This is a genomic window from Ruegeria sp. HKCCD3925, from assembly GCF_057221175.1.
In genome coordinates this window covers 390,462-407,620 of record NZ_JBWVBI010000005.1, presented here as the reverse complement: position 1 = coordinate 407,620, position 17,159 = coordinate 390,462, and the positions used below count along the sequence as shown (strand labels likewise).

Sequence of the window (17,159 nt, the reverse complement as noted above, 5' to 3'; positions counted from 1 at the left end):
AACGCTGCAAATCCCAATACTCTATTGCTCGATAATGTGAGAAGGATCAGTTTTGCCAAGTTGAACTTCCACGCAGTAACGAGTCGGTTCACCATCCTGAAGAAGAAGATCTAGAAAGCCGCCACCAACCTGCGGTACTTCTACGCCGACCAAATCCAATTCACCTAGCCCGAGACACCCCGGTGACTTCTTTATCAGTTCTGCGATCTGTTTTTCGCTAACACATTTCTCGTTCTTGAGGTTGATCTCGTTAAGTATATCTAACTTCATACCTTTTCCTAAATATTAGTGGAGCAAATTCTTCACCGCTTCCGTCTCTTCACATTCCCACCCCGCTGCCCCGGCCTGCCAGCCGTTGACCGCCCGCGCGATTTCACCGCGTCTTCCGAGGCTTTCTCGACCGCCCATTGGCGCGCCATGGGGTCGTCGGCGACGGCCAGATCGACCGCTTCCAGACGTTTGATCTCATCCCGGATATTGGCGGCCTCTTCGAATTCCAGGTTCTCGGCGGCTTTGCGCATCTTCTCGCGCAGACCGTCCAGATGCGCCTCGAGATTCGCGCCGTGCATCGGTTTGTCGATGGTGGCGGTGACGCGGTTCATGTCGACATCGCCTTCGTAGAGACCGGCCAGAACGTCCTCGACATTCTTTTTCACCGTTTCCGGGGTGATGCCATGTTCCTGATTATAGGCCAGCTGCTTGGCGCGGCGGCGGTTGGTCTCGCCCAAGGCGCGCTCCATCGAGCCGGTGATCTTGTCGGCATACATGATCACCCGCCCATCGGCGTTGCGCGCGGCGCGACCGATGGTCTGGATCAGTGAGGTTTCCGAGCGCAGGAAACCCTCTTTATCCGCGTCCAGAATGGCGACCAGCCCGCATTCTGGGATGTCGAGCCCTTCGCGCAGCAGGTTGATGCCGACCAGAACGTCGAAGGCCCCAAGCCGCAAATCGCGCAGGATTTCGATGCGTTCCAGCGTGTCGATGTCCGAGTGCATGTAGCGCACTTTGATGCCCTGTTCGTGCAGGTATTCGGTCAGGTCCTCGGCCATGCGTTTGGTCAGCGTTGTCACCAGCGTGCGGAATCCGTTGGCGGCCACCTTGCGCACCTCGTCCAGCAGGTCGTCCACCTGCATCGACACCGGGCGGATTTCGACCTCGGGGTCCAAGAGGCCGGTGGGGCGGATGACCTGTTCGGTGAAGACCCCTCCAGTCTGTTCGATCTCCCACTTTGCAGGGGTCGCCGAGACAAAGACGGATTGCGGGCGCATGGCGTCCCATTCCTCGAACTTCAGCGGGCGATTGTCCATGCAGGATGGCAGGCGGAACCCGTGTTCGGCCAGCGTGAACTTGCGCCGATAGTCGCCACGGTACATGCCGCCGATCTGCGGGACGCTGACATGGGACTCGTCGGCGAAGACAATCGCGTTGTCCGGAATGAATTCGAACAGGGTTGGCGGCGGTTCGCCCGGCGCACGGCCCGTGAGGTAGCGCGAGTAGTTCTCGATCCCGTTGCAGACGCCGGTGGCCTCAAGCATTTCCAGATCGAAGTTCGTACGCTGTTCCAGCCTTTGAGCTTCCAGCAGCTTGCCCTCGCCAACCAGCTGATCCAACCGGATGCGGAGTTCCTTTTTGATCCCAATGATCGCTTGATTCATCGTTGGCTTCGGCGTGACGTAGTGCGAATTCGCATAGACCCGCACCTGCTCCATCGTTGCCGCGCGTTCGCCGGTCAGCGGGTCGAACTCGGTGATGGTTTCCAGTTCCTCGCCGAAGAACGAGAATTTCCAAGCACGGTCCTCAAGGTGGGCCGGCCAGATTTCCAGGGAATCGCCACGCACCCGGAAGGACCCACGCTGAAACGCCTGATCGTTGCGGCGGTATTGCTGGGCGACCAGATCGGCCATCACCTGTCGCTGGTCATATTCGTGACCTACCTTCAGGTCTTGCGTCATCGCTCCATAGGTCTCGACCGAACCGATACCGTAGATGCACGAGACCGAGGCGACGATGATCACGTCATCGCGTTCCAGCAGCGCCCGCGTGGCCGAGTGGCGCATCCGGTCGATCTGTTCGTTGATCTGCGATTCTTTCTCGATGTACGTGTCCGACCGCGGCACATAGGCTTCTGGCTGGTAATAGTCGTAATAGGAAACGAAATACTCGACCGAGTTCTCTGGGAAGAAGCCCTTGAATTCCCCGTACAGCTGCGCTGCCAGCGTCTTATTTGGCGCCAGGATGATCGCAGGCCGCTGCGTTTCTTCAATCACCTTGGCCATGGTGAAGGTCTTGCCCGTCCCGGTCGCACCCAGCAGGACCTGATCTCGCTCACCATCATTCACACCGCCTGCCAGCTCTTTGATCGCCGTCGGCTGGTCGCCAGCCGGGGCGAACTCGGTGTGCATGACGAACTGCTTGCCGCCCTCCAGTTTCAGGCGCGCGCGCACGTCGTCTGCGGTCAGTTGAGTCTTGTCGGAATGGGCATAAGGCATGGGCGGGCTCCGGGTCAGGCCCCTACATTTGTTCTTATTTTGTCCATCTGCAAGGGCTGATCTGGATTCATTTTCAGCTAAGCGGTCCGGGGATGGGCGTCGGGGTGCGTTTGAACCTTCGCCGCCAAGGCCGACAGGTTCTCGGCCAGCACGCGGCCCATCATGATCTTCAACAGGGTTTGTCCCATTAACCAGCCCAACGGTCCATATTTCATACGAAAATCCATACTCCAGATAACACGGCTGCGCGTGTCGGACAGCGGTGTGATGGCAATCGCCGCCTGTGCTTCGCGCAGAGGCATCGCCATCTGCGACAACCGCACGGCGTAGCCGCGGTCAACCTGCCAATCCATCACCTCTTCGACCAATGATGTGCCGTTCGCGAAGTGACACCGGCGCTGTGACCCAACACCATCCGATCCGGCAGTCAAAGCATCAACCGATATCACCTGCGGGGCAAACTCATCGATATGCATAAAGCGGCGGAGGATGGCCCAAATCTCATTGGGTCGGGCGTTGATGTCGAGGTGGCGTTCTTGGTGAAGCATCCTGCTGTCCTTTTATGTCTGCGCGCTTTCTACCCCGAACTAATGACAATACCTGTCATTAGGCAGTCCATGCGACCCGCGACAATTGTCATCTTGTCCCGGCGCGCGCTCTGACGCATAAACAGCTTCAGCCAAGTGAGTACGGAGAGGCGACATGCGCGCACGGATTTACCAGCCTTCGCGAAACGCGATGACCTCGGGGATGGCCAAAACCCGCAAATGGGTTCTGGAATACGCCCCGGCTTCTGCGCGTGAGGTCGATCCGCTGATGGGCTGGACCTCGTCCAATGACACCCAAACGCAGGTGCGTCTGAAGTTCGATACCAAGGAAGAGGCGCTGGACTATGCCAAAGACAACGGCATCGACGCGCAGGTAAGCGAGCCGCACAAGCGCAAGCCGAACCTGCGGGCGCGCGGCTATGGTGAGAATTTCGCCACTGACCGGCGCGCTCCCTGGACCCACTGACAAGGCCCAGTGAATGATCGACATCCGCCAAGCAGACCCCGGCGCCAAGGATCTGCGCCCGATCATTCTAGCGCATCTCGCCCATAGCTGGGACGCGACACCGCAAACCTCAAATCATACGCTGGACATTGATGCCCTGCGCGAGCCGGGCATTCGCTTTTGGGCTATTTATGAGGCGGGTAAGCCCTTGGGTTGTGGTGCGCTTAAGGCGCTGCCGGATGGCACTGCCGAAGTTAAATCGGTGCACGTGGTTGCTGCTGCGCGCGGCCGAGGATTGGCGCGTGTGATCATGAACCATCTTGCCGATCTGGCCCGAGCCGAGGGCGTTTCCGCACTTGTCCTGGAAACTGGCGCAAATCATCTCTCGGAATATGACGCAGCACGCAAGCTATATGAAACATTGGGATATTCCTATTGCGGTCCTATCTACGGCTATGACGCCGATCCAAACAGCGCATTTATGCGGTTGGACCTTACGTCCAGCCCAAAACGCTGAGGGAAAAGCTGAAAGCACCCGCTTGGTGCAGTCTGACCGACCGCTTTGAATTCAGATATAAGGGCCATACCCTTGCCCCGTTTCGAAAAACATCTGAAAAAATGGCGAGCCGTGGAGGACTCGAACCCCCGACCTGAGAATTAGAAGTTCCCTGCTCTAATCCAGCTGAGCTAACGGCCCGGTCTTGTTCCGTTTGTATCAGTCAATCCATTAGGATTGTCAACTTGATAGAGGGCAAGCTTGTTCTTTCAAAAAAGTTATTTCCATCAGGGTATTGGCCGAATCTGGCAGACCTCTCGGCAAGAGACATCGAACCTAGCTGCAGTTCAAACTTGCAGCCCAGCGCTCCCTGCGTCACGTTTGAAATCACAAATTGTGATTCCAAACGGATATGATGACGAACCCGGAAAACCTGCCCAGCCCTCAAGAGGTCCAAAACGCCATTCATCGGGTGCGCGGTGTACGCGTGGTTCTAGCAGAAGATCTGGCGCAGTTTTACGGGAAATCCGTCAGCGCCTTCAATCAGGCCGTCTCGCGCAATAAGGATCTGTTCGAAGGCTACCGCTTTCAGCTTTCCGACGCAGAGGTCGCGGATTTGCAATCACAGAATGTGATCTCAAAACCCGAAGGCCGCGGTGGCCGACGGGTCAATCCGTGGGTCTATACCGACTACGGCGTAGCTATTGCCTCGACTTTGTTTAAAGATCCGCGCGCGATCAGGATCACGCGGATGATCACCGAAGCCTTTGTTGACGGCACCAATGCGCTAGCGGAAACCCCGCGCAACCCGCCTGAGATTCTGCCACCGCAAAATGCCCCTACGCCGTTGCTTCCAAATGGGGATCAACTGCGTGATCTGGCAGAAAACATCCTTGATTCCGGACAGCAAAGCCTTGTGGACTACATCGCCAATCCCACCACCAAACGGCAGCAGGCGGTGGCAGTGATCATGAAGACCCTCGCTGAAACGGCGGGCGAAGAGGTTCGCACACAACATGACCGTCTGCGCCTCAGCATCGCCGAACGGCTGGCCAGCGGAGACTATGCCGACGATGATGACCGGAAAAAACTGCTTGAGCTGCTGCACGCCATGAAAGACTGACCGCCTTAAAGGCCCAGCTCTGCCCGCGCCTTTCTGGTCAGCTTAGCAACGACCAGATCGTATGAGATTACAATATGATCTCGCAGCGATGCGTCGCTCATGCCACGTTCATCGTAAACCTGCAGCCATTTCATACCTCGCGATGCCAGATAGGGCGCTGGGCGGATACCTGGCTCATCTCCGAGGACCTCAAAGGCAAGATCGGTGGCCTTGAAGGTAAACGCATCCTTTCCGTCGTTCCAACCACAGATGGCAAAGACTTTGCCGCCTACTTTCCAGACATCTGCGTTGCCCCACTGCACGACATGGCTGGTGGCTTTGAGGTCCGAGCAAAAGGCATTGAATTCATCACGAGTCATCGCGGCGACTGTGGCGCTCTGGTCAGGACAAGGCAAGACCCGCTTTGCGGGCGCAACTTTCTTTACCCGGCATTAACCTAGCTGCGCCAAATCATAGGTGATGTATAACTGCAATTCTCCCCTCTCGCCTGAGGTTTGGCTCAGTGATCTATTCGCCTCAAAGGCGGTGCAGCAAGGTGGCGTAATCCGTCGCAAGGCGCGCGATATAGAGCGATTTGCCGGGATGGAGCGTTTTATGGCCGAAATCAATCGTCGCGGTTATCAAGTGGCGGAAAACTCGGGCCAGATCGTAATCTTCTGCAACCGCGCACCCGTGCGTTGGCTCACCTGAGCCACGCAACGCTTTCTTGAAAAGAAAGCGCCCCGAAATCTTTTCAAGATTTCGCCCCCCACCGATTCAAGGCTTCAAAAACTTTGCCGTTCCGACAGTGCGCTGTTTCGGGGTCTGAAGATTCCGGGGATTGGCTTGGATATCTCCCGGCATCGCGACATTGCGTGGTTTCTGCAAGGCAAACGAGCCACAGGCGACACCATCGCCATCGGGGTCATTGCGCTTATGATATCCGGGCCTTCCTTCGCGAAAAGGCCCGAAACCCAGCATCTCCACCGCATCACACCCAGCCAGCGCCACCAGATGGATCACCGCTTCATGACGTTCGTAGTCTGAAACGCGCAGGTAGACACCGATTGCGATCATTCCTGTGGTTAAGGGCAAGGCCAGCACCATCAGTAGAATACGCACCGGAGACAGAGCCTGCCTGCGCAACGCGTCTGCCCGCCGTTGCCGCCGTGTAAGACGAGGGTTCGGATCGGTGTCTTTCGTTTGTTTCCCGGTTGTCATGCCATAGGTCTTACACGCGGTATGTGGCAAAGCCATGGCCGCAATCGGGGTCGGCTTGGAAAAAGCTCGACCTTATCGCACCACATGCACGGCACATTTGGCGTGGCGCACCACATGGGTCGCGGTTGAACCCAACAACAGGTCCTGCATCCCCGGGCGGTGCGAAGCCAAGATGATCAGGTCAGGCTTATTCACTTCGGCCCAGTCCAGAATCGTTCGCCCGGAATGGCCTTCAACCACCAGCCCCTTCGCATTCGGGACGCGCGCCGCCAGAGCATCAAGCTCGGTCTGGATGGCCTTGCGGGCTTCGGACAGATACTCGGCGGGCATGTACGAGATCGCATAATCCGGAATGTGCTCTACCACATGCAGCAGCGTAACCGCAGCCTCGGGCGTCGACAGTAGTTCTGCCAGCTTCAACGCTGCCGAGCTGTCCCGTTCGGCATCAAAGGAAATGGGAACAAGAATGTTATGATACATGGCTCGCGCCTCCGTAGTTGTGCCGCTATACTGCGCGACCGGTGGCGGCCGTGCATTGACTCAGATCAGGTCTCACCGAATGTCTCGGCGACGTCGTACATCACGGGTTCAAAGCTCTTGCACAGCTCGTTAACCCTGCGATTCCGCTCTCGCATTTCCGGTGTGCGCAACATCGCCAGAAAATCCTCCCGACGCTCCCATTGTGAATAATTGGCAATCCGCGTCTGTGCATCATTCACATGCAATCCGGCTGAAATGAAACCCGGCTGTTTCGAAATGAACTCGGCATAAGCATCGGTCAGCGCCTCAAGAAGGTCCTGGCAGGTTCCGGGGGTCATCTCGAAGGTGGTGATGACAGTCTGATAGCTGTTGGTTTTGGAAATCTGCGGCATAAGGCTCCTCCTTTATAGCTGACCCGAGCCTAGCACAGCTTTTGAAAACGCCACCCTTTTCCTGCACATAGACAATGTTTTTGGATCAAAAAATCTTTCTCAAAGATGAACAAGAAACTAACCATCCGTTAACCATGTCTGCCGATGCTGCCCCCATGGCTCGTCTGGTTCTCGTCATTCCGCTGCTTTTTATGGTGTGCACTCCGGCATGGTCCGGTGCGTGGCTCCGCGAGAAGGGGTCAAGCTTCACCGCGTTATCTGTGACCGCTTTCAAAGAGGAAGACGTCTACAAGTACAAATCCTCGCTTTATACCGAGTGGGGATTGCGGCCGAAACTCACGATCGGACTAGATGCCGAGGAGCATCAGGATTTGTATGGGCACGCGTTGGTCTTTGCCCGCGTGCCGGTTGCAGACATGGGGTCAGCAGGGCGTCTGGCGGCCGAGTTTGGCGTTGGCGCGCACCATCGCCAGTACAGTAGTTGGGCAATGTACAAAGCAACACTTTCCTACGGCAAAAGCATTCAAACCGGATTGGGAGGCGGATGGATCAATGTCGACGCAGCGCTCGAAAACCGCACCCATGAGGCAGTGATCCGCAAATTGGATTTCACGGCCGGTCTGTCCTCGGGTCGACGGTTTGACCCGCTCCTGCAGATCGAAACTTCTTATGTTTCGGACCGACCATGGTACTGGAGGGTGCGACCTTCGCTGATGTATCGCCCAAAGACGGGCAGACTCACCTGGATTCTGGGTGCCGAGCGCAATTCGGCTGATGATAACATCGGGATCAAATTTGGATTGTGGCGCAGCTATTAAAGATGGGCCGCCTACATACAGGCGGCCCACCACATCAATCAGGTATCAATCCGCAGAATGGTCGAAACCGCACCACGCAAGCCTTCGGACCAGCGCAGGCGGATATCGCTCTGGCCTGATCCCTGTCGCAACTCGACATATGGCGCGGTATAGCGCACCGCATTCAACGATGTCCTGAGGCTTCCCAGGGCAACAACCGCATCACACCCGCGCGCCCTGCCCCCGAACGGCAATTGGCCCTGCGAACTGACGGTCCAGGCTGATGACGGTGAGCTTTGCGTGTGCTGCAGCCGCAATGGATTGGCGCAAGGCGTATCGATGCCGTGGAACGTATTGTTCTCGAAACACACCCTCTTGTGCCTTTCCGGGTCGAGATCGGCAAAACTGGTATCGACCCGGTCCACTCGGTCGATCCGCACGTTGTTGACGCGGAACTTGTTGCCGGTCACGGTCAGCCCGTTCAGGAAATGCCCCGTGCCATGGGGGCGGATCACCAGATAGCTGAACCAGGGGGCAACATCGCTGGCATAAAAGATGTTATCCGTGATGCTCAGCGCGCTGAACGAGAAGCTGGTGAAGTAATCCGGGTTGGCATCGTGCTCGTTGGTCCATTCGATAAAACAGTTATCGACATAGTTCTCGGCGATGGACGAACTGTTATAGCCGCCGATGATCACCAACCCAGCGTTGCGCACCCCGTTCGCGACGTTGTCGCCCTGGAAGAAGTGGTTGCCCAGCACCAGATTGTTGTCGCCGCTCAGCACCGCGAAATGATGGAACCGCGTGGCCCGGTTGTGGCGCAGCTTGACGTCGTTGGCATTAGCGTTCAGCGCGATTGAGCTTCGGTCCGGCACGTCCAGACTTTCCTCGGTCGACAGGAACTGACAGCCATCGATCAGCATCCCCTGACATCCGCGCCCGATTGATGTGATACCCCGGTCCTTCGGGCGACTGATGAAACAGTCTTTCAGTACAAAAGTGTTCCCGCCCGGAGACAGCCGGATCGCGCTGCACCGACCGTTACACTGGAACTCGATCCCTTCCATGTTGAACTTCTGCAGCGCACTGAAACCGCTGAAATCCAGCAGGTACTTGAACGATGTGAAGGTGAAGGTCTGCGTCCCCGCAGCATCATAGGTCGGCGCGCTCAGCGTGATCTCACCCGTGCTTTCGTTTTTCGACCGCACATAAACCTCGCGCCCAACACCACTGCCGGTGACCAGCGAGCCCACAGGGATATTGGCCACATTGGCCACATTGGTCAGCGTATCGGGATCAGACGGGCTGTAAGTCGCGATCGAAGTGAAGGTTTCGGTATCCCAGGCCGAGCTGCTTTTGACGTCAAACTGCCCGTTGCGCACCACGCGACGGGTGGCATAGCCTGTCCGGTTCGGCACTGCCGCCGCCATATCGATGGGTTCGGACACCGCAATCTTGCGCCCGCCCAGATCCAGCGATTCATGGTCCGAGCTGTTCAGCAACGCCTGAAACGCTTTTTTAAACGCCAGCATTTCATCACCAAAGGCGGTGATATAGGTGGGCAGATCGAAATTCTTGGTCAGCAGCAACATCTTGTCGACCGGCATCGTGACGGTGCCGTCAAATGCGACCTCGGACGCCATGTTAGTGTTCTCTTCCAGCCGGAACTCACCTTGCGGAATATAAACCTTGCGCCCGTTCGCTGCCTGATCCGCCGCCTCAAACGCTGCCGAGTCATCGGTGACCCCGTCACCCACAGCGCCGAAATCGCGCACGTCGACCAGACCAATCAAATCGCGCAGGAAGACCGAGGTCACATCATTGATCTCGATATCATCCACCCGCACCACCGCACCGTTGGTGCCTTCGATATCCAATCCAAAATGGCCATAAAGCACCGCATTGCCCCAGGGCATGTCCACGCCGGGCCGCAGGCCTGTGCCCACGATGGCCGTCACCTCATGCACAGTGCCATAGCCGGTCAGCTGCACCGCCGGACCCTGCTCGGCCAATCCGTCCACATGCGCATCTCCGGCTCCTCCGGCCCAGCCGGCAATCCGCACCTCGGGAAGCGGCCCGCTGATCGCCTTCACCCGCGCCTTGATCTGCAGATAGCAGCCCGGCAACAAAGGTGTCTGCCCCATATAGCGCAGCCGCTGCGGTTCTGCCGTCTTATAAATCTCCAGACAGCCTGCGAAATCCGCATCCGCCGGAACGAACACCCCCGTGCCCGACCCCTCATAGGTCGGTGAGCCAGGCGTGCCGTCGCCACTGGACCAGACCCCAAGACCAGCCGCATAGGCGGGCGGCATGAACACGATGCCGTCGGTGATTGCCTTGTTCATGTAAAATCCCTTTCCCAATCGCGCCAAGCACGCGCGCCAAAACCCGAAACCGCCCGGGCCCTGAGCCCAAGCGCATGGGTCTGAGTATCGAAAAGGGATTAATCGCGGCTCTTACCACCGTGACGGTGGTGTTGCCTCAGGCCGCCGGGTCGGAGTTGCCCAGCAACTGTACACCGTTGATCTTCCAGCCGTTTTCCTGCCGGATCATCTGGTAGTCCAGCAGATGCACCCGTCCGTCACCATCAGTGATCATGACCTTCTGCCACAGGGCTCCGCTAATTTCGCGCAGCTCCAGAAACCTCACATCCGCAGGCCGCCAGACCATAGGATAGCCGCGGCGCACCATGATCCCGAAATTCTCGGGATCGCCGAACAGCCGCTGGATATTGGGGCTAGCAAAGGTGAAGGCGGTGGCAAAGTCATCCGCCTTGAAGGCCTGAATCTGCGCCGAGATATTGGCCTCAATCTCGTCACTCTGAGCAAAAGCTCCGGATGCCAGTCCGGCACTCAGGGATACAGCAAGCAATAGTCGACGCATGGGGCCACCTCCTGATGCAAGGGTAGCCCCACACTGGAATTGGTCAAATCAGACCAATTCCCCGGCCAGCGCCTTGTCGATCAGAGCAATCGTCTCTGGCACGCCATAAAGCGCGATGAACCCACCAAACCGAGGCCCTTGCGAAGCCCCCAGCAGCACTTCGTAAAGTGCCGTGAACCAGCCGCGCATCGGATCGAACCGCTCACGCCCGATGGAATAGACCACCGATTGCAGTGCCTCGTCTTCCATCGGCCCGTCATAGGCTTCCAAGGCCGCCCTCAATGCTTCCAGCGCCTCACGCTCCTGATCCGTCGGCGCGCGATGCTGGCGCGTCGGCTTGACGAAATCGTTGAAGTACCTCACTGCAAAGCCCGCCGCCTGATCCAGATCGGGATGGGTCTCGGCAGTGGCCTCGGGCGCATAACGGCGGATAAAGCCCCACAGCGCCTCCTTGTCCTCGGCCCCAGACACGGACGCCAGATTCAACAGCATCGCAAACGGAACCATCAGGGTGGATTCCGGAACGTCGCCACCATGGATATGCCAGACGGGATTATTCAGCTGAGCCTTCAGGTCCTGTCCCGGATAGGCCCGCAACTGTTGATGATATTCATCATACGCCTTTGGGATCACATCGAAATGCATCCGCTTCGCCGTTTTGGGCTTCTGATACATGAAATAGGCCAGCGACTCGGTCGGTGCATAGGTCAGCCATTCGTCGATCGACACGCCATTGCCCGAGGACTTTGATATCTTCTGCCCGTTCTCATCGAGGAACAGTTCATACGAGAAATGCTCAGGCGCACGACCTCCCAAAGCCCGGCAGATCGCGTCATAGATCTTTTCGTTGGTGGCATGTTCCTTGCCATACATTTCAAAATCAACGCCCAAAGCGGCCCAGCGCGCGCCAAAATCAGGCTTCCACTGCAGCTTCACATTGCCGCCAGTCACGGGCAGCGTCCATTCCTTGCCATCCTCGTCATCGAAGGTGACAGTGTAGGTATCGGCGCAAACCTTCTTCATCGGCACATACAGAACCCGCCCGGTCTCGGGATGGATCGGCAGGAAGATCGAGTAGGTCTGCTGACGTTCTTCCCGCAGGCTTTTCAGCATGATGGCCATCACGTCGTCATACTTCTCAACGGCGCGCTTCAGGATCTCGTCGAACTGGCCCGAGCGGTAAAACTCACGCGCCGAATAGAACTCATACTCGAACCCGAATGTATCGAGGAACCGGCGCAGCATCGCATTGTTATGCTCACCAAAGCTGTCATATTCACCAAACGGGTCCGGCACCGAGGTCAGCGGACATTGCAGATAATCCTGCAGCGCCTCGGGGTTCGGCACATTGCTGGGCACTTTCCGCATCCCATCCAGATCGTCCGAGAAACAGATCAGCTTGGTCGGGATATCCGACAGCGCCTCAAACGCGCGCTTGACCATCGTGGTCCTCGCGACCTCACCAAAGGTGCCGATATGCGGCAGACCCGAGGGGCCATAGCCCGTCTCAAACAGCACATATCCCTTCTCCGGAGCGCCCTGCTTATACCGTTTGAGCAACCGCCGCGCCTCTTCAAACGGCCACGCCTTGGACGTCATCGCGGTTTCACGCAGATCAGACATTTGGATACTCCATCGGGAAACGTACCAGACACCCCATGCGCCCGGACCGGCCCCTGTTATTGTGCAGGTGCAGTATGAGTCAATAAAGGGTGGTGATTTTCATGCCTCTACGCGCATGAACGTCATGCAATCAATATCTGGTCTGGATTAGGAATGTCCGCTATGCGGACAAACCAGACATTCTCCAATTCGAGGCGAATGTCTGGTTCAGATTTTGCGTTGCGTATACGCTATTCGATCAGCCGTGCTGCGACGTATCCCACCAATGCGCATCCATGAACTGCGGGATCGCCTGCGTTATACCGCTCAATTTCCCTACGGTGCCTTCAGTCAACTCAAGCGACATCCATGCCTCGGGGGCTGTCAACAGGTCCGGATAAGGCGTCTGTTTGTCGGTTGGGACAAACCCGTAGCGGGGATAGAAGGTCGGGACACCCAACACGAACACGGCGTCAGTCCCGATAGATTTTAGGTGCTCGATGCTGGTCTCCATCAATTCTTTCCCGACACCTGTACCCTGACGGTGCGGCGACACCCCGCAAGGGGCCAGAAGGTAGCATTTGGTATCGCGGTGGTCCGTGAATGCAAATGGCGTGAAAAGCACGTTGCCCGCAAGTTTCCCCTCTCGCTCAACACTGATCGAGATTGTGTCCGGATGGTCGAGAATGTCTTTGGCAAGCTGTGCAATCGCCTCCCCCTCGGCTTCACCGTCTGCTTTGCCAAATGCCTGTCGGTGGATGTCCAAAATGGCGTTGATGTCTGTTTTTTTCATAGTGTTCTCCTATCGTTGGTTCATTTGAGCCCGCACGGATTTGATCCCCAGCGCAGACGCGCGATAGGGGGCACCGTTTTTCGAGCGGATCAGGCGTTTTTTGAGAAGGCGCTGAAAGATATTGAGGGTGCAGTCAGACAACACATGACCGCTGCGCGTATAGCAGGTGACATCATGTATTTTGCCGTTTGGCTGGCGTTCATATCGGATGGACCCGCCAAGGGCGAGTTCATGCAAAACACGTTGCTCGTGCTTTGAGATGTTCATTGGGATGTCTCGATTTTACGAAAGTACAGAAACAGGGCACTCAGCGTTGCGCGTGAGTGTGCCTATCAATGTTGGTGTTCCTGAATTTGCTTCGCCAGGAACGGGCGTTAGGCCCGGGACTCTTTCATAAAATCTCCATAATGCGAGGCGCTGCGCCTCAGACGAGACGGTCAAATAGGCATTCAATCTAGTCGCGTCAATATGGGCGGCGGTCTTTTTTGGGGAGGCGGCGTGTCTCAATGCAGACTTTCGCCGCGACACGCGTTTGTGGGAGGAAGGGCTCTCAACGGACATACACGTCACAGCCGAAATCACCCAACCTCACCGATCCCAATCATTGCACCCCCAAAACTACCAGTTGAACCTCGCCGCACCCCCTCCTATCGTGCGGCAACAAACGTTTCATTCAGGACGACACCATGACCGAGCAAACCCCACATCCGATGTCCCCGCAGGATTGCCTTGTGGCGATCATGGTGGCGATTTCCGCCTCGGACGAGAACATCCGAACTGCAGAGCTGGTCAAGATTGAAGGCGCGGTCAACATGCTGCCGGTGTTTGCAGGCTACGACATCGACCGAACCCGCCGCGTCTCGCAGATCGTGTTTGATTTGTTTGAGCAGGTTGACGGGCTGGATGCCCTGTTCGGACTGATCCGTGACAACCTGCCCGAACGCCTGAACGAAACCGCCTACGCGCTGGCCTGTGATGTCGCCGCCGCTGACGGCACTCTGGCCGAAACCGAACTGCGTCTGCTGGAAGAAATCCGGTACGAGCTCAGCATCGACCGCCTGCACGCTGCCGCTATCGAACGCGGGGCACGGGCGCGGCATACGACCTAGCTGCCGTAGAGCGTACCCCACCGCTCAATCAGATTGCGCTGCAAAGTGCGAGACCGTCGGTTCCAGGCCCGCGCGCCGTTCGGGCGCTCGCGCGACGCACGCGGGATCGTGGCGCGGTGCGCGGTGTCGGCGGTGAAGATTGCAAACGCCAGATCCACTCCATCTGCCGTTGTCATGTAACCGCCAAGACCCGAGACGAAGTTCAAAGTACCCGTTTTTGCGTCGACCTTGATCGGATGATCCTTGACCGGCTGCCCGTTTTTGTCGGCCAGCGTAAAGGACCGAAGCAACGGCCGCAGCTCCTCTGATTGCCCCGCCGCCACCAGCGTATTGACCAGACCGGAGGGGGCCATACGTGAGGAACCGCTAAGTCCGGAATGATCTACCATCGCGATCCCATCTGCGCCAAAACGCTCTGCCGCCCACAGGTTCATTTCTGCGGCCGAGTCCTCAAGGCTCTGCGGCGCAACCCCGCGCGCCTTGGTGGCCGCCAAACCCACCATTTCGGCGGTTATATTGGTCGAATATCTCAGCATCCCCTTCAGGATGCTTTCCAACGGATCGCTCTGATGCACCACCAGTTCGGTCCCTTGCGGTGCTTGCCGCGTCACCTGCACCCGGCCCAGTACAATCCCGTTCACGCGTGCCAGCGTGCGGAACACATCTCCGGCATAAAGCGCAGGCTTGCGTACCGGCAGCCAGCGTGCCCCGCCATTGCCTAGCGCGCCTTTGGCCACGGTCCAGCGATCCTGCCGCGCGCTTGGCTGATAGGTGTAGATCGGCAGGCTGCGGTTCTCGACCCGCATTGATGCCATATCTACCGAAGGCGTATAATTCGCGCTGCGCGCATCCATGGTTACACCATAGCCGGTGCCCTCGCGTTTCCACTCGAAATGCACACGGTTGAAATTCAGGGAAATCCCGCTGATCGACGGGCTATAGCCCAGATGATCCGGCTGCCCCGGATCAATGCTGAAGACGTAGGGCAGCGCACCATCAAAGACTTTGAACGCGCCCTTCACCTCGGTGATCCCGGCCTTGCGCAGATTGGCTGCCATTGTGGCCAGCGCGTCTGTATCCAGCAGCGGATCACCGCCACCCGCAAGGATCAGGTCGCCTTTCAGAATACCATTTTCCACCGGTCCATCCGCGATCAAGCGCGTTTCGAACCGATACTCCGGACCCAGCACATCCAGCGCATAAAGCGCGGTCAGCGCCTTGGCGACGCTGGCTGGTGGTAGGCTTTGGCCCTCGCCGAACACCTCCAGCGGCGTTCCGGTTTCCACGTCGGCCACGGCGAAAACAACCTCGCCCTTCAGCCCCGCTGCCTGAACCAGTCGCTCGGCCCCGCTGGGCTGCGGGCCACGCAGCACAGGGCGCAGAGACACCGAAGGCGCCTCGGCCAGACCTGCGCCCGGAACCAGAGACGCCCCTAATCCACCCAGAAACAAACGACGCGAAATTCGATCGACCATGGGTCTATTAGAATCCCAGAGCTTAAATGCAGACAATCACTTGATTAAGATTATGCGCCAAGTGGAGTCATTCGGGCAACACCCCATCGCTCCAATTCCCGCGATTGCGCAACTCGGTCGAACTGACGTCAACCATCGGCACGTTCACAAAACACCACGCCGGAGCATCCGCCCGCCCCAGCAAATGCCGCGCCTGCCCGTCGATACGGTACTTGGCATAAAGCCGAGCCGCCGGAGACATCCGCGCCGAGATCCGATCCCCCGGCCGCGCCACAACGCCCACAGGCACGCTGTCCATGATCTGCCGCCAGTCCTTCCAGCGGTGAAACTGCGCCAGATTGTCCGCGCCCATCAGCCAAACGAACCGAACCTGAGGATAAAGCCGCCGCAACGCCGACAGCGTATCCGCCGTCGCCCGCGTGCCCGTCAGCGCCTCGATATCCGTGACCTCAACGCGCGGATGCTGCATCACGTCCCGCGCCGCCTCAACCCGCCGCGCCAGAGGCGCAGGCCCCCGCTCCTTAAGAGGGTTCCCCGGAGACACCAGCCACCACACCCGATCCAGCCCGAACGCCTTCATCGCTTCGCGCGTCACATGCACATGACCTTGATGCGGAGGATCAAATGACCCTCCGAACAACCCCACGACCTGCCCGGGCCCCGCATATGGAATGGTACTGCGTTCCATCCTCTGCTGATGTTCAGAACTGAGAGGTGTTGTCAATCAATCGGCTGCACCACATCGCCAAGCCTGACTTGCCCCGGCTGCACTACTTCGGCACACCATCCCCCATGCCCCCGCACAGCAGAATAGCCGCCTTTGCCCAACGCCTCCTCCATCCGACTGCATGGAGCGCAGATCACGGTATAGCGCAAAACGGCCTCCCCGACCTGCACCTCCCGCCCCTTTAGCGCCGCCAGATTGATCCCCGAAACCACCAGATTGCGCCGCAGGATCTCAGGCATAACCGATCCTTGCCCCAGATAAGAGCCAATCGCCGCCAGATGTTCCTGCTGGATCAAAGTCACCGCCCGCTTGCCCGCCCGGCTGCGGTCGCCGTCGAGGCCATCGGCTGATACCCAAACCTCGTTGCGCCCATCCATTTCCGCTCTGCGGCCGGGACGTAAACCGATCCATGTCACCCGGCCCGGTTGCGCCCAACCGGCAATCAGTTCCGCAAGTTCTGCCAAAACCCCACCACTCCTTGTCGTGTTGGTTCTACCGGATCAAACGACCACAGAAAATTCACAATACCACCAGCTTGCCCCGCCCGCTCGCCTCGGATATCCAGCGTTCCAACTTGATTTCCCCGACCCAGAGGACGCG

The 17,159-nt window shown here is 58.0% G+C and carries 21 protein-coding genes and 1 tRNA gene; 6 read left to right on the top strand and 16 right to left on the bottom strand.

From position 1 onward, the window contains the following. Positions 1 to 21: 21 nt before the first annotated feature. The 3 genes from AC2TEM_RS14810 to AC2TEM_RS14800 all read right to left on the bottom strand — a co-directional run bounded on the left by AC2TEM_RS14810 (position 22) and on the right by AC2TEM_RS14800 (position 3,037). Complete coding sequence (locus tag AC2TEM_RS14810; RefSeq protein WP_170423848.1) at positions 22 to 270, bottom strand: PDDEXK family nuclease; 249 nt, start codon at positions 268 to 270, stop codon at positions 22 to 24. 32 nt (positions 271 to 302) lie between these two features. Further along, complete coding sequence (uvrB, locus tag AC2TEM_RS14805) at positions 303 to 2,489, bottom strand: excinuclease ABC subunit UvrB (RefSeq protein WP_170423846.1); 2,187 nt, start codon at positions 2,487 to 2,489, stop codon at positions 303 to 305. 77 nt (positions 2,490 to 2,566) lie between these two features. Then, positions 2,567 to 3,037: an SRPBCC family protein gene (locus tag AC2TEM_RS14800; protein ID WP_170423844.1), complete on the bottom strand. Its 471-nt coding sequence runs from the start codon at positions 3,035 to 3,037 to the stop codon at positions 2,567 to 2,569. 154 nt (positions 3,038 to 3,191) lie between these two features. Here AC2TEM_RS14800 and AC2TEM_RS14795 point away from each other — a divergent pair, with 154 nt between their 5' ends. Together AC2TEM_RS14795 and AC2TEM_RS14790 are read left to right on the top strand one after the other, a co-directional pair. Beyond that, complete coding sequence (locus AC2TEM_RS14795; protein ID WP_010442452.1) at positions 3,192 to 3,503, top strand: ETC complex I subunit; 312 nt, start codon at positions 3,192 to 3,194, stop codon at positions 3,501 to 3,503. A 13-nt stretch (positions 3,504 to 3,516) separates the two neighbouring features. Next, positions 3,517 to 3,999: a GNAT family N-acetyltransferase gene (locus tag AC2TEM_RS14790; protein ID WP_480856276.1), complete on the top strand. Its 483-nt coding sequence runs from the start codon at positions 3,517 to 3,519 to the stop codon at positions 3,997 to 3,999. Positions 4,000 to 4,101: 102 nt separating this feature from the next. Here AC2TEM_RS14790 and AC2TEM_RS14785 read toward each other — a convergent pair. Continuing rightward, positions 4,102 to 4,179: transfer RNA gene (locus tag AC2TEM_RS14785), tRNA-Arg, on the bottom strand. Positions 4,180 to 4,393: 214 nt separating this feature from the next. Between AC2TEM_RS14785 and AC2TEM_RS14780 the strand changes: the two genes are divergently transcribed. Continuing rightward, positions 4,394 to 5,101, top strand: coding sequence for an ORF6N domain-containing protein (locus tag AC2TEM_RS14780; protein WP_170514072.1), 708 nt, complete (start codon positions 4,394 to 4,396; stop codon positions 5,099 to 5,101). 5 nt (positions 5,102 to 5,106) lie between these two features. Here the strand turns inward: AC2TEM_RS14780 and AC2TEM_RS14775 are convergent, their stop codons facing one another. Beyond that, positions 5,107 to 5,460 (bottom strand): MmcQ/YjbR family DNA-binding protein, encoded by a 354-nt coding sequence (locus AC2TEM_RS14775; RefSeq protein ID WP_170423840.1) that lies wholly within the window; start codon positions 5,458 to 5,460, stop codon positions 5,107 to 5,109. A 100-nt stretch (positions 5,461 to 5,560) separates the two neighbouring features. Here AC2TEM_RS14775 and AC2TEM_RS14770 point away from each other — a divergent pair, with 100 nt between their 5' ends. Next, entirely contained in the window at positions 5,561 to 5,791 is a 231-nt protein-coding gene (locus tag AC2TEM_RS14770; protein ID WP_170396104.1) for an aspartate aminotransferase, read from the top strand. Positions 5,792 to 5,857: 66 nt separating this feature from the next. On the opposite strand, the gene AC2TEM_RS14765 is transcribed toward AC2TEM_RS14770, so the two are convergent. From AC2TEM_RS14765 to AC2TEM_RS14755, 3 genes are all read right to left on the bottom strand, one after another. Beyond that, positions 5,858 to 6,301, bottom strand: coding sequence for an excalibur calcium-binding domain-containing protein (locus AC2TEM_RS14765; RefSeq protein ID WP_255612008.1), 444 nt, complete (start codon positions 6,299 to 6,301; stop codon positions 5,858 to 5,860). Between the two features lie 72 nt (positions 6,302 to 6,373). Next, positions 6,374 to 6,781, bottom strand: a complete 408-nt coding sequence (locus AC2TEM_RS14760) for a universal stress protein (RefSeq protein WP_170395959.1) — start codon at positions 6,779 to 6,781, stop codon at positions 6,374 to 6,376. Between the two features lie 65 nt (positions 6,782 to 6,846). Further along, positions 6,847 to 7,173 carry an antibiotic biosynthesis monooxygenase family protein gene (locus AC2TEM_RS14755; protein ID WP_170395957.1) on the bottom strand — a complete coding sequence of 109 codons (327 nt, stop codon included), beginning with the start codon at positions 7,171 to 7,173 and terminating at the stop codon, positions 6,847 to 6,849. A 155-nt stretch (positions 7,174 to 7,328) separates the two neighbouring features. Here AC2TEM_RS14755 and AC2TEM_RS14750 point away from each other — a divergent pair, with 155 nt between their 5' ends. Further along, positions 7,329 to 7,991 carry a hypothetical protein gene (locus AC2TEM_RS14750; protein WP_170408267.1) on the top strand — a complete coding sequence of 221 codons (663 nt, stop codon included), beginning with the start codon at positions 7,329 to 7,331 and terminating at the stop codon, positions 7,989 to 7,991. A 38-nt stretch (positions 7,992 to 8,029) separates the two neighbouring features. Here AC2TEM_RS14750 and AC2TEM_RS14745 read toward each other — a convergent pair whose 3' ends face one another. From AC2TEM_RS14745 to AC2TEM_RS14725, 5 genes are all read right to left on the bottom strand, one after another. Beyond that, complete coding sequence (locus tag AC2TEM_RS14745; protein ID WP_170423838.1) at positions 8,030 to 10,315, bottom strand: glycosyl hydrolase family 28-related protein; 2,286 nt, start codon at positions 10,313 to 10,315, stop codon at positions 8,030 to 8,032. A 136-nt stretch (positions 10,316 to 10,451) separates the two neighbouring features. Then, complete coding sequence (locus tag AC2TEM_RS14740) at positions 10,452 to 10,853, bottom strand: DUF4864 domain-containing protein (protein WP_010442463.1); 402 nt, start codon at positions 10,851 to 10,853, stop codon at positions 10,452 to 10,454. Between the two features lie 48 nt (positions 10,854 to 10,901). Then, positions 10,902 to 12,476, bottom strand: coding sequence for a lysine--tRNA ligase (locus AC2TEM_RS14735; RefSeq protein WP_170423836.1), 1,575 nt, complete (start codon positions 12,474 to 12,476; stop codon positions 10,902 to 10,904). A gap of 238 nt (positions 12,477 to 12,714) precedes the next feature. Beyond that, positions 12,715 to 13,248: a GNAT family N-acetyltransferase gene (locus tag AC2TEM_RS14730; RefSeq protein ID WP_170423834.1), complete on the bottom strand. Its 534-nt coding sequence runs from the start codon at positions 13,246 to 13,248 to the stop codon at positions 12,715 to 12,717. Positions 13,249 to 13,257: 9 nt separating this feature from the next. Then, a complete protein-coding gene (locus tag AC2TEM_RS14725; RefSeq protein WP_170423832.1) occupies positions 13,258 to 13,515 on the bottom strand; it encodes a YjhX family toxin in 258 nt (85 codons plus the stop codon). Between the two features lie 419 nt (positions 13,516 to 13,934). Here AC2TEM_RS14725 and AC2TEM_RS14720 point away from each other — a divergent pair, with 419 nt between their 5' ends. Then, on the top strand, positions 13,935 to 14,357 hold the full coding sequence (locus AC2TEM_RS14720) for a tellurite resistance TerB family protein (RefSeq protein ID WP_170395941.1): 423 nt from the start codon (positions 13,935 to 13,937) through the stop codon (positions 14,355 to 14,357). Here AC2TEM_RS14720 and dacB read toward each other — a convergent pair. The 3 genes from dacB to AC2TEM_RS14705 form a co-directional block, all read right to left on the bottom strand. Further along, on the bottom strand, positions 14,354 to 15,832 hold the full coding sequence (gene dacB, locus AC2TEM_RS14715) for a D-alanyl-D-alanine carboxypeptidase/D-alanyl-D-alanine endopeptidase (protein WP_170423830.1): 1,479 nt from the start codon (positions 15,830 to 15,832) through the stop codon (positions 14,354 to 14,356). The two genes, AC2TEM_RS14720 and dacB, sit on opposite strands and share 4 nt — an antisense overlap. A gap of 67 nt (positions 15,833 to 15,899) precedes the next feature. Further along, on the bottom strand, positions 15,900 to 16,520 hold the full coding sequence (locus AC2TEM_RS14710; RefSeq protein WP_170423828.1) for a nicotinate-nucleotide adenylyltransferase: 621 nt from the start codon (positions 16,518 to 16,520) through the stop codon (positions 15,900 to 15,902). A gap of 32 nt (positions 16,521 to 16,552) precedes the next feature. Beyond that, complete coding sequence (locus AC2TEM_RS14705) at positions 16,553 to 17,023, bottom strand: MOSC domain-containing protein (RefSeq protein ID WP_170423826.1); 471 nt, start codon at positions 17,021 to 17,023, stop codon at positions 16,553 to 16,555. Positions 17,024 to 17,159: the final 136 nt, after the last annotated feature.

Excerpts from the sequence above, each read along its gene's own strand:
- AC2TEM_RS14800 (WP_170423844.1), bottom strand. The coding sequence starts at position 3,037 with ATGCTTCACCAAGAACGCCACCTCGACATCAACGCCCGACCCAATGAG.
- AC2TEM_RS14710 (WP_170423828.1), bottom strand. The coding sequence starts at position 16,520 with ATGGAACGCAGTACCATTCCATATGCGGGGCCCGGGCAGGTCGTGGGG.
- AC2TEM_RS14750 (WP_170408267.1), top strand. The coding sequence starts at position 7,329 with ATGGCTCGTCTGGTTCTCGTCATTCCGCTGCTTTTTATGGTGTGCACT.
- uvrB (WP_170423846.1), bottom strand. The coding sequence starts at position 2,489 with ATGCCTTATGCCCATTCCGACAAGACTCAACTGACCGCAGACGACGTG.
- AC2TEM_RS14755 (WP_170395957.1), bottom strand. The coding sequence starts at position 7,173 with ATGCCGCAGATTTCCAAAACCAACAGCTATCAGACTGTCATCACCACC.
- AC2TEM_RS14790 (WP_480856276.1), top strand. The coding sequence starts at position 3,517 with ATGATCGACATCCGCCAAGCAGACCCCGGCGCCAAGGATCTGCGCCCG.
- AC2TEM_RS14745 (WP_170423838.1), bottom strand. The coding sequence starts at position 10,315 with ATGAACAAGGCAATCACCGACGGCATCGTGTTCATGCCGCCCGCCTAT.
- AC2TEM_RS14795 (WP_010442452.1), top strand. The coding sequence starts at position 3,192 with ATGCGCGCACGGATTTACCAGCCTTCGCGAAACGCGATGACCTCGGGG.
- AC2TEM_RS14730 (WP_170423834.1), bottom strand. The coding sequence starts at position 13,248 with ATGAAAAAAACAGACATCAACGCCATTTTGGACATCCACCGACAGGCA.
- AC2TEM_RS14780 (WP_170514072.1), top strand. The coding sequence starts at position 4,394 with ATGACGAACCCGGAAAACCTGCCCAGCCCTCAAGAGGTCCAAAACGCC.
- AC2TEM_RS14760 (WP_170395959.1), bottom strand. The coding sequence starts at position 6,781 with ATGTATCATAACATTCTTGTTCCCATTTCCTTTGATGCCGAACGGGAC.
- AC2TEM_RS14720 (WP_170395941.1), top strand. The coding sequence starts at position 13,935 with ATGACCGAGCAAACCCCACATCCGATGTCCCCGCAGGATTGCCTTGTG.
- AC2TEM_RS14770 (WP_170396104.1), top strand. The coding sequence starts at position 5,561 with ATGTATAACTGCAATTCTCCCCTCTCGCCTGAGGTTTGGCTCAGTGAT.
- AC2TEM_RS14775 (WP_170423840.1), bottom strand. The coding sequence starts at position 5,460 with ATGACTCGTGATGAATTCAATGCCTTTTGCTCGGACCTCAAAGCCACC.
- AC2TEM_RS14725 (WP_170423832.1), bottom strand. The coding sequence starts at position 13,515 with ATGAACATCTCAAAGCACGAGCAACGTGTTTTGCATGAACTCGCCCTT.
- AC2TEM_RS14740 (WP_010442463.1), bottom strand. The coding sequence starts at position 10,853 with ATGCGTCGACTATTGCTTGCTGTATCCCTGAGTGCCGGACTGGCATCC.
- AC2TEM_RS14810 (WP_170423848.1), bottom strand. The coding sequence starts at position 270 with ATGAAGTTAGATATACTTAACGAGATCAACCTCAAGAACGAGAAATGT.
- AC2TEM_RS14735 (WP_170423836.1), bottom strand. The coding sequence starts at position 12,476 with ATGTCTGATCTGCGTGAAACCGCGATGACGTCCAAGGCGTGGCCGTTT.
- dacB (WP_170423830.1), bottom strand. The coding sequence starts at position 15,832 with ATGGTCGATCGAATTTCGCGTCGTTTGTTTCTGGGTGGATTAGGGGCG.
- AC2TEM_RS14765 (WP_255612008.1), bottom strand. The coding sequence starts at position 6,301 with ATGACAACCGGGAAACAAACGAAAGACACCGATCCGAACCCTCGTCTT.